Below are 12,852 nucleotides of genomic sequence, written 5' to 3' on the forward strand. Positions count from 1 at the left end.
AATATTTTGTTCGTTTCGTCGCTGTAGCCTTCTTTGTTTTCGCTACGCTCAAATACAATTTGGGCTACGCAACTCAACTCACTCGCATTCATCCCACGCTCCTAAGAGTGAGACGTGGGGCTTCTGCTGATTAAGCTAAAATTAATAACGTTGAAAGGTTAATGACCACTTATTTGTCAATTTGTCAATAGTAAATTTCTACTATCGCTCAAATTAGATCATTTCTGAGCAAATTTATGGCTAAAATTTTTGTAAAGTTTTGTATTAGCCTGGGAAATCAATTTCTGAAACTACTGTCAATAAAGGGTTTGAGACTAACATCTTCTGAAAAATCCAAAATTGACAATAATAAACCAATTATGAAATTCTCTGAAATTATAGCAAATCGCTGAAAGTATAGCAACCTCGTTGATAAATAGAAAAGATTCTCAATTAATTATTAAGAAAATCTAAAGGCAAATTGCTAAAAGTTATAAATATCAAAAGTATTATTGATTTTCTATAATTTAAGCTTATCACAACATATTTGATAAATAGCATCTAGGATAAAACTAAGAGCATATTATTAGATTATGATTGTGCGATCGCGAAGTGCTGCTGCAAGCGGTTTGCTCCTTCGATACACAAACCCTAAATCTAGCCAGATTACCAGCTTGGACAATTGAAGATGGTATCATATATTCTCGTTTTGCTGGATTACGCGCGAGGAAATAAGTGAAAGTTTTAGTTATCGGGAATGGGGGACGGGAACACGCTCTAGCGTGGAAACTGCTGCAATCTGATCAAATCGAGCAAGTGGTCTGTGTACCAGGTAATGGTGGTACTGCAACTATGCCCGGTTGTGAAAACTTGCCCTTAGCAGTGGATGATTTTGCTGGTATTAGCGAATATGCGGTAAATAATGATATTCCTCTAGTAATTGTTGGACCAGAAGTACCTTTAGCTCAGGGAATTACTGATTATTTGCAAAATCAAGGCTTAATGGTATTTGGTCCAAATAAGGAAGGGGCGCAAATAGAAGCAAGTAAAGCCTGGGCTAAAGCCTTAATGGCAGAAGCCGGAGTTCCCACTGCTAAATCTGCGGTATTTACAGAAGCAGCCCCAGCAAAAGCTTACATCGAATCCGCAGGTGCGCCCATTGTGATTAAAGCCGATGGTTTAGCGGCTGGAAAGGGGGTAACAGTTGCCGAAACCATTGCCCAAGCTGAAGAAGCAATTGAGGCAATTTTTCAAGGGCAATTTGGATCTGCTGGTAGTTCCGTTGTCATTGAAGAATGTTTAGTCGGACAGGAAGTATCTATTTTAGCTCTCACCGATGGTTTAACCATTCGCCCATTATTACCTGCTCAAGATCATAAGCGCGTTGGTGAAGGTGATACAGGAGACAATACTGGAGGCATGGGTGCTTATGCTCCCGCCCCAATAGCGACACCGCAGTTAATGGCACGGGTACAAACAGAAGTATTAGAAAGAACTATTCACGCCTTACAGGCTAGGGGCATTGACTACCGAGGCATTTTGTATGCGGGGTTAATGATTTCACCAGATGGGGATTTTCGGGTTTTAGAATTTAATTGTCGCTTTGGTGATCCAGAAACCCAAGTGATTTTACCAATGTTAGAAACACCTTTAGAAGATTTAATTTTGGCTTGTATAGAACAGCGGTTAGGAGATATGCCGCCGATTGCTTGGAAACAAGGGGCTGCGGCGACGGTGGTGGCTGCTTCTGGTGGTTATCCGGGAGAGTATGCCAAAGGCAAGGTAATTACTGGTCTGGCCGCAACCGAGACCTCCGGGGCGACGGTTTTTCATGCGGGGACAAGGTTAAATGCCGTCCAGCAAGTTGTGACAGATGGTGGTAGGGTGTTAAATATTACTGGTTTGGGTGAGGATTTTCAAGCAGCTTTAGCTCAAGCCTATGCAGGTATAAGGAGCATTCAATTTGATGAAATGTATTATCGCCGAGATATTGGTTATCGGGTTTTAGGCTGATTTTTGGGTACATGAATTAGATTTTTTGCTCTCGCAGAGGCGCAGAGGGGCAGAGGAATCTTCAATAAATCCTCCCCCTGCTCCCTGCCCCCCCTGCTATATTTTCTTCTATCCCAGCCCTCCCCGCAAATTGCTAAAAGTTTGTATGCTGAATCTATATGGTTGTTTATAGTTCTTAATTAAAACCGGTGCAAGAAGATTTTCGTTTAATTATTGATTTAGTTTTGGTGTTTGCTGTTGCGGCTTGCGGTGGACTATTAGCTGCGCTGTTAAAACAACCTGTTTTGCTGGGATATCTGATTGGTGGGATGGTTGTTGGTCCTTCTGGACTGCGACTGATTAAGGAACTTATCCAAGTGGAAACCTTGGCTCAGTTTGGGGTGGCGTTTTTGTTGTTTGCTTTGGGTGTGGAGTTTTCTTTGACGGAACTTAGGAAAGTTAAGGCGATCGCTCTCGGAGGTGGTACTTTACAAATTATCCTCACTATTCTCATCACTGTTTTGGTCTGTGGTGTCACTGGTGCTTGGGGAACTTTACCCGCTAAGGGTGTATTTTTGGGTTCGATTTTGTCTCTGTCTTCCACTGCGGTGGTTCTCAAGTGCTTAATGGAACGCAATGAGACGGAAACACCTCACGGTCAGGTGATGCTGGGGATGTTGGTTGTCCAGGATTTAGCCCTGGGACTAATGTTAGCTGTCTTACCAGCCCTCCATGCACCAGGAGAGGTAATTGGCATTGCTGTGCTGATGGCATTGCTAAAGATTGGTTTATTTGCCGCTGGTGCGATTGTAGCGGGGATTTGGTCGATTCCCCCCTTACTCAGATTATTAGCCAGAACGGAAAGTAAGGAGTTATTTTTATTAGGTATTGTCACCATCTGTTTAGGAATTGCCATATTCACAGAATACTTGGGGTTATCTATCGAAATGGGGGCATTTGTCGCTGGATTGATGATTTCTGAGGTGGAATATGCTGATGAAACTTTGACTATTGTTGAACCTTTGCGGGATATATTTGCTAGTTTATTTTTTGCTGCCATTGGGATGTTGATTGATCCGGTATTTTTATGGCAAAATCTAGAATTGATTCTCGGATTGGTGGCTTTGGTTTTTGTGGGTAAGTTTTTAATTATTACTCCTTTAGTCAAATTGTTTCGCTATCCTTTAAAAACAGCTTTAATTGCGGGTTTAGGACTAGCGCAAATTGGGGAATTTTCCTTTGTTTTAGCAAGTGAAGGGCAAGCTTTGGGTTTGGTGTCTCGGCGGATATATTTACTAATTTTAGGAACTACTGCCGTTACTTTAATGTTGACTCCTTTTGTTTTGCGATTAGTGCCATTTTTATTCGATTTTGCTGAATCTATGCCTTGGCTAAAACCATATTTGGTGGATGACCAAGCTCGTGATTTCTCGGAAGATTTGCCACAGAAAAATCATATCGTAGTTTGTGGTTATGGACGACTGGGTAAAAATTTGGTGAAGTTGTTACAGCAATATCAATTATCTGTGGTGGTAATTGACCAATCAGAAAGTCGGATTCAACAGTTACGGGAAGCGGGAATACCTTATGTTTATGGTAATGCGGTGAGTCTTCATGTCTTAGAAACCGCTGGTGTCAGTCATGCTCAAGGAATGGCGATCGCACTCCCAGATCCTGCTAGTATTCGACTATGCTTAAAACGATCTTTGGAAGTCTGTCCAGAATTAGATACAGTTGTCCGTGCTACCCAAGATAAAAATATTGAGCTTCTTTATCAATTGGGGGCAAAGGAGGTTGTCCAACCAGAATTTGAAGCTAGTTTGGAAATGGTAAATCATCTCTTAATTGGTGTGGGTTTGCTACCAGAAGTGGTACAAGAGAAAATGCAACAAATTCGCCAAGATCATTATTTAGATTTACGCCCTGAAAGTTCTCCTGCTGAAGTTTCTCGATATTTACAAAAAGTCACCCGTGATCTCAATCGTCGTTGGTATGATTTACCAGCAGATTCACCTTTAATTGGCATGACTTTAGAAGAAGTGAATATGCGTTATTTAACTGGGGTGAGTTTAATGGCTATTTGTCGGGTTGATGGAGAAGAAATTGATTATCCCAATAGTCAAACTACACTGCTGTTAGGCGATCGCTTATTAGTGGTAGGATCAGCAGAAGAATTAACAGCTTTAGTCCAATTTGCTGAAGGTAAAATCACTATTAACTGGACTTTGGACTAAACAGCTAGAGAACAGCAGTCAGCAGTGACACTGACTGGCGTAAAGTCAATGAAAGTAAGTGGGTTAGCATTGAAAATCGTCCTTATGGCAAGGCAAGAGGCAATCATGCAAGAAGCAAGAGTGAAGAGGGTTTGGGCGATTTTACTTTTCTTTACACAGATTGGTTTTATTCTGTTCACCTACTTAATCTGACCTAATACCCCTATTAACTTAGTAACTATGCGCTGTTGCTAACCCACCCTACAACTATCCTAACTCCTATATTCATCCCCACAATCACCAATTAATTTATATAAGTCTTTTGACTGTTGAAAAACTGCATCTATTTTCCCTATGTCCTCAGCATCTAAATTGAAACTAAAAACCCTAGCATTATCTGACGAATGTTCGGCAATTCCCAATCTAGCACCGACAATTACACCCCCCACCGCTGGCTGACTTAAAATGTAATTGACAGCCACATTAGCAATATTCACTTGATGTTTATCAGCAATGGTTTTCAAAGTATTTAGTAACTGTTGAAATAGTCCCCAACCACCCCAATTATCAATCATTTGTTTGTATTTTCTCAAACTGGTGGTATTTATTTCTAAGCCTTTAAGTTCTGGTTTATTCCAATACTTTTCTGATAACAAACCACCGCAAAGACTACCATAGGTAAACAACTTAATATCATGTTCCTGACAAAAATTAACCATATTTACCTGTGGTCTTCTATCAACTACAGAAAACTGCACTTGATTAGAAACAATCTTGATTCCTGCTTCGGTAATAATTTGCAAATGTTCCGTATCAAAATTAGTTAAAGCTAAATGTTTGATTTTACCTTCAGTTTGCAATTCTGCCATATATTTGAGAGCATCTAAATAATTAGCATCTCGATATTCCCACCAGTGGAACTGGATTAAATCCAATGATTTAACGTCCATTCTTCTCAAAGAAATATCAATATTTTCCTCAACCAACTTTTTCGTCATTTTCCCAGGACGAGGAACCCATTTTGTAAAAGCTTGGATATTGTTAACAGCTTCTTCTCCACGAGTTGCTATCAGTTGACGACGAAACTCACCAATAAAATCTTCTGCTGGTCCATAATGGTCTGCTAAATCCCAGGTTGTAAAACCAGCATCAACATATTGAAACATAGACTCAATCGCAGTTTTGGGGTTAATGCGTCCATGTCCTCCCGAAACTTGCCACATTCCATTTAAAATTCGGCAAATTTTCAAATCAGGGGTAAATTGTAAATAGCTTTCTTGAGGTAACATCATATTTTTTATCTTGTTACAAAGTCAGATATGAAGCCGATAAAGTTTGTACATTGTTCCTGAAAAGCTTCTGCTTCGCTGACATCCTCAATTTTATAGGACATAATGCGTTTTCCATCTGGCATTTTTTTAGAACCAATCAATTCGGCTTGGTAATTTTCTACCATTTTCTTAAATTCAACTCCGTACACTTTCCACGCTTCACCATCGCAAGTGATATTTACCTGCCACATAATTTAAAATTTAGTTATTGACCAATATTGATTATTTCATAAATTGGCAACATTTAACTAAAAAATTCCTGGCGACTAGAAGTCGCGGCTATACAGACAAAACCCACCTGCGTGGGTTAAAAACTTCTAATTGCTGAATCTATGAAGGTAGACTTTGCTTGTGTACGGTGCTGGAAGCATCTTTGTAATCGCCAAAAGATAGATATGATTTTATCTCTTTAGAGGGTGTTCACATCTAAGAAGAGTCCGCCATAATGATTGCAAGTGTTGTAATGAGATTTGTATTTAATATGACCACCCATAAGAACATTAAAGAACAAATTCAAATAGATTTACACCAAGCTAAAGAAACAGGACAATTAAAAGCTGAACGCATTCGGGAAATTGTCAAATCTGCTGTTTCTCAAGTAGGTTCTGAGTTTCAAGAAGGTTCTCATGAACTGCGTAATTTAGTTAATGATGCTGTGTCTACTGTCATTGATAATTTACAAGAAAAAGGTAGTGAAGTTAAAGAAGGAGTGGTAGCTTCAATTGAAGGAGCGATGGAAGGGATAAATCTGAGAAAACACTCAGATATTGTCAAGACTCAAGCCGAAATTAAGCAATTACAAGCTCAATTGGATAGGGAAGAAGAAGAACTACAAGCAGAAATTGAAGGAATTTTAACGAAGATAGTTGAAACAAGTCAAGATAAATCAGCAGATACAAAAATTGCGATTGATTCAGCCATTGATTCTATCAAAGATAGTGAAGAAATAGGATTATTAAAAAAACGCTATGCACAATTACAAGCGCAGTCAGCAATTATTCGAGCCAATTTATCGGCACATTATAGTGGAAGTGATCAAGAAGTACAGGACTATTTAAATGAAGCCAAACAATGGTGTGATAAATCCCATCCCAAAGCCGAGTCTATCACAGCACAAGTAAAAGAAAGTTACTCACTTCTAGAAAAAAAATTGACAGACGCAGGTGCAGTCATAGCGAAAAAAGAACGTCAATTAAAGCAAACTTTGCGTGAGTTACTATTAGCAACGGCTGATTTGTTCAAAGATAAAGATATTCGTGCTTAATGAGTAACTATCCTTTAGACTTTAGATCCCCGACTTCTCTAAGAAGTCGGAGATCTTATTCTTGTTGCTTGTTATACTTAATAAGTACCTTCCTCTCTATTAATATTTTCTTCATGCTTGACAATTACCCAAACTGCATGAATGCTACCAGGAAGCCAACCTAGCAGAGTCAGCAAAATGTTAATTAACAAAGTTGGACCAAAGCCAACGGTGAGAAAAACCCCCAAGGGAGGTAGAAATAAACCGATAAGTATACGCAGTAAGTTCATGGATATTTCCTAGTTTTAAAGTTGGGTTGACTTATTGACTATCTTGTAATTCAAAACCTTTTTCTGCGAAGTATTTACTGAGAAAGGTATTAGCTAAAGAAAGAACTACAGGACCGATAATAAAAGCGATAAATCCTTGAACTTGAAAACCTGGAACTAAAACTGATGCTAACCAAAAGCAGATTCCGTTAATAATTAGGGAAAATCCACCTAATGTGAGATATGTCAAAGGTAAAGACAAGACATTGATAGTTGGTTTAACTCCACTATTAATTAAACCAATCACAACAGCAGCAATTAAAGCTGCGGGAAAATTAGCAATATCCACACCGGGAACAACTAAATCAACAATCAGCAAACTTAAAGCTGTAGCGAGTGCAATGAAAAAATATGACAACATTTTTTACCTCAGTAACAGCAATATCAGTGCTGGTTACCATTTTCAAAGATAGACTAATATTTCACATCTTTTCTTAGATATAATCTTGATGTATCTTAGGTTAGATTAAATAATAACTGGCTGGGATGCAAGAGTCATCATTACAAGTCGCCGATTACAAGCAAAACAATCTGATGCCTCAATTTGGGCAGGAAGAATCGGCTTTAACGCAGTTTATGCTGTTGGTGGTACGGTTATCGCTGATGATATTTTGTAATTTTGAGTAAGTAGGTAAACACAATAAAACCAATCTGTGTAAAGAAAAGTAAAATCGCCCAAACCCTCTTCACTCTTGCCTCTCTTGCCTCTCTTGCCTGCCCTCACAGACAAGTTTTATGGCTTACGCCACGCTTCGCTATCAGCAACCCCTACTTATGTCTCATCAACTAACCGATTCTTGGGCTTCCCGATACAGTCTTTTTGCTATCCGAAATAATTCTTGTCCTGTGTGCAAATAACGATCATCATAGCTTAATGGGAAGTAGGCTAACTCCTCTATTCCATCTGCCACTTGACTCATACAATAGTAAATATGGGCTGCTGCGGCTGCAAAACTAGTAGGATTTGGCAAAGAACGAAACTTAATTTGTGCGTCTCGCAAATCTTCCCGACAGGATTCTAAATAATCCTGAAATTCGTCTAAAAGATCATCATCAAAAGGATCTGCGGCTAATTCGTCAATTTGTGATTCTAAAGAATTGAGAATTGTCGAAAGTATGCGGTTTACTGGTTTATAAACTATACGTAACCATTCCTCGACGTTTTCATCAACATCTTTTCTTGTTTTCCTAGTTGCTTTGTGATGCTGTTGGGCATATTCTGTACGTTTTTGGCGAACTTGATGAAATTTTTGCTGACCGTGACGGAGTTTTTCATCATAATGGAAACGACTTTTACTGTCACTTAAAATTTCATAGGCAGCATTAACACGAATAATTTGTTCATTGTCTGTGATTTGTTGATTACTATCAGGATGAAAAATTTTCACCAAGCGGCGATAAGCTTGTTTAATCTCCGCAAGACTGGCATTGTTACTAACTTTTAGGGTGTCGTAGTGGTTAAAATCGGACATGAATCCAATAGATTGTTAATTGGCACTAGTTGCTGTTTTCGCTTCTAGGTCTTGGAATAAGGGTGTACTTAAATATCTCTCACCGAAACTAGGCTGAATCATCACAATTAAGCGTCCCTGATTCTCTGGACGTTGGGCAACACGGACCGCTGCACAGAGGGCTGCACCGCTGGAAATACCCGATAGTAGTCCTTCCTCCCTGGCTAATCTGCGACTAAAGGCGATCGCCTCCTCATCAGTCACCGTAATTACCTCATCAATCAATTCTACCTTTAAGACTTGGGGAATAAAACCTGCCCCAATGCCCTGAATTTTATGGGGACCTGGTTTACCCCCCGATAATATCGGGCTATTAGCTGGTTCAACAGCGATCGCCTGAAAACTCGGTTTCCGGGCCTTCAAAACTTCCGCCACCCCCGTAATCGTCCCTCCAGTCCCCACTCCCGCCACAATCATATCCACCAATCCATCCGTATCTGCCCAAATTTCCTCCGCCGTAGTTTCTCGGTGAATTTGGGCATTAGCCGGATTGCGGAACTGTTGCAACATATATGAGTATGGTGTTCTATCCACAATCTCCTGCGCCCGCCGAATCGCCCCACTCATCCCCTCAATTCCCGGCGTGAGTTCCAACTGGGCCCCATAAGCCCTTAACATCGCCCGCCGTTCCGCACTCATCGTCTCCGGCATAGTTAAAATCAATTGATAACCCTTAGCCGCCGCTGCCATCGCCAAAGCAATCCCAGTATTTCCCGATGTTGGTTCTACCAAAATCGTCTTCCCAGGGGCAATTAATCCTTCCTTTTCCGCCGCCATAATCATACTTACCCCAATCCTGTCCTTTACCGATGACGAAGGGTTCATACTTTCCAATTTCACGAGAATTGTCGCCACACAACCTAATTCTTGAGGAGTCCGGTTTAACTTCACTAAAGGTGTCCGTCCCACCAATTCCGTAATATTTTCAACAATCCGCATCATAAAATTTTCTGTCTTCAAATGTAGTACATGATATCCAACTGCTTCCGGGAATCCCGTTTTTCACAAAGATCCTGAAGCGAATAATTTTGTAACACTAAATTTGCCGCTTGACGTGCTTCCTGCCAAATTTCTGACACCACAGAATTATCTAAACTTGTGGTTTTAGTATTTTGTTCACCAGTCTGCACATCCAAACCTTCCAAACATTCTAAAATTTCAAAGATACTAATTTTCCGAGGTTCTCGCGCCAGTAAATAGCCACCTTTTGAACCCCGTTGACTTTTAACTATACCCCCCCGCCGCAAAGTTGCTAACAGTTGTTCTAAATAGCGATCAGGTATCTTTTGTTGCAGAGCAATTTGCCGAATTTGCATCGGTTCACCGTTTTCATAATGAGTAGCCATCTCTAATAACGCCAAAATTGCGTATTCAGATTTACATGATAGTTCCACAAGCAATAGTCCAAGATCAAAATTGAAGGATGAAAATCAGCAAAACCTGATAGTTCATCTCTTTTACAGTATACTCCGGTTCTCCACTGGGGTTTTTACTCTCCACAAAAAAACCCCGCCATGAGGCAGGGTCAAACAACGTTTCAACTTACAATACCTTCTCCATTTTCTGCCTTGTTGGGTTTCATGCTAATTGCTCCGCGTTCACGCAGTGTCCCGCAGGGATACGTCTACGTTCCACAACCCAACCTACAAATCAAGGCTTTTTTAAATTTGGACAAGGTATTGAACTTATGAACCGATTTTTAACAGTTTAGAAGCTAAAAGTTGTTCTGAGTGTACCAATAAAGGCATCATTACTGGTATTATTTTGTCCAGGAGATGTCATCCAAATAACTCCAGGAGTTACGGATACATTTTCAGAAACGCGATACTTATAGAAGCCTTCTACTTGGTATGGAGTCTCTCTACCAGTCGGCCCTAGTGAGTAAGGTTGAGCGCCACCGAAGATACCCAAGACGTTACCTTTCTTACCAAAATCAGGTAAAGCTAAACCGACACCATAGCTCCAAGCTTCTTTATCATCATTAGCTCCGAAGCCTGTAACATCATGATAGGATACGAAACCACTCAATGATAGTTTATTGCTGGGCTTGATAGCTGCGGAAATACCGTAGGAGTTGCTGGAAGAGGCACTAGTAGCACCTAAAGTATTCGCTTGTGCAGTGCCTACTAAAGCACCACCACCAAGTCCTGAATCAAATAAGGTAGTACCTGGTTTTTGATAACCATGGACATAGGTGGCAGCCAAAGCAACGCGATTACCAACGTTAAAGTTCAACTGACCTAAAGCCGCATAGTTGCCATCAAACAAGCCATTACTGGGGCTAGGATCATTAGCATTTGAAGCTAAGTAACCTAATGTGAGAGAACTTGGTTTCAAGAAACTATCACCAGCTTTCCCAAAGGGTACATTCAAGGCAATACCAGAACCACCACCAATCCGGTAGATGGGGTTTTCAGATGCGAAGGTACTTAAAGCCCCTTTACCACCATCTGTTTTATCAAAGAAGTAGGGGTTGTTAACAGCGGCATAATCACTATGTTGTCCACCACTGGCTGAAAGATAAACTCTTGCAGGTCCTACAGGCGCTTCATAGGTTAATTTGTCAATCTTAACGCTGTTAGCTGGGTTAGTTGCACCAACTTCAAAGGTTTGTTTGCCAACTCCACCAGCATTAATCGCAGTATTCGCATTATCTCTGAGACTAAAGCCTGTGGCATTACCAGCAGCCAAACGGGTGGTTAATATATCTCTACCTGTAAAGCTGGTTTCTAAACCTAAACGCACTCTATTCTGGAAAACTGCCCGGTTAGCTTTGCCTGTTTCACCACCAAAAACGTCGGTGACAGCAAAAATGGCTTCACCTTTTAATTTAGTGGTAGTGGAGAATTGATTCGCTTCTAATTCAGCAGTCCGCCCTTCTAAGGCATCTACTCGACCGCGTAAAGTTGCCAATTCCGCCGAAAACTCTTCTTGCAAACGCTGCAATGTTGCTAAATCCTGCTTTGTTACCATATCAGCGGTTGCTGTGGCAATCAATTCATTTACACGATCTAAACAAGAATTTAACCCAGCGGCAAATTCGTAACGGCTTAAAGCCCGATTACCGCGATATGTGCCATTGGGATAACCCGCAATGCAGCCATAGCGCTCTACCAAAGATTGCAAAGCTTGGAATGCCCAATCTGTAGGTTGAACATCAGAGAATTGGGAAACTGATGTTACCTGATTTAAAGAAGTATTGTTTTCGTTGCTGTAGCGGTTAACCTGAGCCAAAATTTGGGCTTCTTTGGTTTCTGTTGCTAATGTTGTTGGCTTTTGAGAAACTTCTGTTGTAGAGGAAGTTTCTATTGACGATGCTTCCTGGTTGGTACTGGGTGCGGCAATTGCTGTTGAAGATGCTAACAGTGCTGCTCCCAAAATTGCTGGGCTAACCACCAAGGATTTCCACAAAATATTAGACATTTTTCCTTTTCTCCTCACACCTTTATATGGATAACTTGAGTTCGCTGTAGCTAACTGTTTACAAACGCGAATTCTTGTTGAAACCTGTGTAATAGGCATGGCTGCCACTAATACCACAATCATAGCTTTTACAAGGCTAACAATTGATTAACTAATCGTTAAACTTCAATGCAATTAACTTATGCAAAAACTTTCAACCATATCCTGCGATTATATTATCACTTTTTCTAATAATCAACATAAGATTTTTTGATCAAGTAGGTATCAATTTTCCTGGTAAGATATTTTTGGTTGTACCGGGTCAAAGTTGAATCTGTTTTACTTACTTTAAGCTGTTCTTACGTAGAAAATTAGGGAATAGGTTTCCGCATTGGAAAATTCCGCCAAGTTTGGCAATATACTTGCAATTACAACCCTGAGACATTAATGATCATTTATTCGTCATGGGTGTTTTGTTTTCGCTCCCAAAACCTGACAGATATAAATGATGGGCGATCGCTAATAAATGTTCCGCGACAATAATGCGTTAACAGCAAATATCTAAAATATTGTCTTATAGTGCTTATTAAAAACTACCACTTAGTAACGCAGATCGAAATTTAAATAACTGATCAAACAAGCTTTTTAGGCTTTTATAAGGGAAATGCCGAAAACCCTTGAAGATGTAGCTTCCTAAGTCAGCTACATCTGTGCTTTAGAGGATGTTTGAAAAGTTTCCGGCGATTAGAAATCGCTACTACACAAACAAAGTCCACCTGCGTGGACTAACGAAAAATCAAGGCTTTTGAACCCACGAAGGTGGGTTTCGTCTGTGTAGCTGCGACTTCTAGT

12 protein-coding genes are annotated in these 12,852 nt (G+C 40.3%); 4 read left to right on the top strand and 8 right to left on the bottom strand.

The genetic code is table 11. The features are described from left to right. The first annotated feature begins 714 nt into the window (after window positions 1-714). The gene (purD, locus tag PN471_RS14055) at window positions 715-1,992 is read left to right on the top strand and encodes a phosphoribosylamine--glycine ligase (RefSeq protein ID WP_271777385.1); all 1,278 of its coding nucleotides are present in this window, start codon (window positions 715-717) and stop codon (window positions 1,990-1,992) included. 188 nt (window positions 1,993-2,180) lie between these two features. Further along, a complete protein-coding gene (locus tag PN471_RS14060; protein WP_271777386.1) occupies window positions 2,181-4,205 on the top strand; it encodes a cation:proton antiporter domain-containing protein in 2,025 nt (674 codons plus the stop codon). A gap of 251 nt (window positions 4,206-4,456) precedes the next feature. On the opposite strand, the gene PN471_RS14065 is transcribed toward PN471_RS14060, so the two are convergent. Together PN471_RS14065 and PN471_RS14070 are read right to left on the bottom strand one after the other, a co-directional pair. Continuing rightward, entirely contained in the window at window positions 4,457-5,476 is a 1,020-nt protein-coding gene (locus tag PN471_RS14065; protein WP_271777387.1) for an aldo/keto reductase, read from the bottom strand. A gap of 5 nt (window positions 5,477-5,481) precedes the next feature. Then, window positions 5,482-5,706, bottom strand: a complete 225-nt coding sequence (locus PN471_RS14070; RefSeq protein ID WP_271777388.1) for a hypothetical protein — start codon at window positions 5,704-5,706, stop codon at window positions 5,482-5,484. 290 nt (window positions 5,707-5,996) lie between these two features. Between PN471_RS14070 and PN471_RS14075 the strand changes: the two genes are divergently transcribed. Then, complete coding sequence (locus PN471_RS14075) at window positions 5,997-6,779, top strand: histidine kinase (RefSeq protein WP_271777389.1); 783 nt, start codon at window positions 5,997-5,999, stop codon at window positions 6,777-6,779. 77 nt (window positions 6,780-6,856) lie between these two features. Here the strand turns inward: PN471_RS14075 and PN471_RS14080 are convergent, their stop codons facing one another. Both PN471_RS14080 and PN471_RS14085 read right to left on the bottom strand, forming a co-directional pair. Beyond that, window positions 6,857-7,048, bottom strand: a complete 192-nt coding sequence (locus PN471_RS14080; RefSeq protein WP_027402184.1) for a YqaE/Pmp3 family membrane protein — start codon at window positions 7,046-7,048, stop codon at window positions 6,857-6,859. 31 nt (window positions 7,049-7,079) lie between these two features. Next, a complete protein-coding gene (locus tag PN471_RS14085) occupies window positions 7,080-7,448 on the bottom strand; it encodes a phage holin family protein (protein ID WP_193899216.1) in 369 nt (122 codons plus the stop codon). A 125-nt stretch (window positions 7,449-7,573) separates the two neighbouring features. On the opposite strand from PN471_RS14085, the gene PN471_RS14090 reads away from it, so the two are divergent. Next, complete coding sequence (locus PN471_RS14090) at window positions 7,574-7,714, top strand: hypothetical protein (RefSeq protein ID WP_271777390.1); 141 nt, start codon at window positions 7,574-7,576, stop codon at window positions 7,712-7,714. A 155-nt stretch (window positions 7,715-7,869) separates the two neighbouring features. Here PN471_RS14090 and PN471_RS14095 read toward each other — a convergent pair whose 3' ends face one another. The 4 genes from PN471_RS14095 to PN471_RS14110 form a co-directional block, all read right to left on the bottom strand. Beyond that, on the bottom strand, window positions 7,870-8,559 hold the full coding sequence (locus PN471_RS14095) for a J domain-containing protein (protein WP_271777391.1): 690 nt from the start codon (window positions 8,557-8,559) through the stop codon (window positions 7,870-7,872). A gap of 15 nt (window positions 8,560-8,574) precedes the next feature. Further along, a complete protein-coding gene (cysK, locus tag PN471_RS14100; protein WP_193899224.1) occupies window positions 8,575-9,537 on the bottom strand; it encodes a cysteine synthase A in 963 nt (320 codons plus the stop codon). A gap of 17 nt (window positions 9,538-9,554) precedes the next feature. Beyond that, window positions 9,555-9,992, bottom strand: coding sequence for an RrF2 family transcriptional regulator (locus tag PN471_RS14105; RefSeq protein WP_168644983.1), 438 nt, complete (start codon window positions 9,990-9,992; stop codon window positions 9,555-9,557). Between the two features lie 313 nt (window positions 9,993-10,305). Continuing rightward, window positions 10,306-12,021 carry an iron uptake porin gene (locus tag PN471_RS14110; protein ID WP_271777392.1) on the bottom strand — a complete coding sequence of 572 codons (1,716 nt, stop codon included), beginning with the start codon at window positions 12,019-12,021 and terminating at the stop codon, window positions 10,306-10,308. Window positions 12,022-12,852: the final 831 nt, after the last annotated feature.

The organism is Aphanizomenon sp. CS-733/32 (assembly GCF_028330045.1).
GTDB lineage: Bacteria > Cyanobacteriota > Cyanobacteriia > Cyanobacteriales > Nostocaceae > Dolichospermum > Dolichospermum gracile.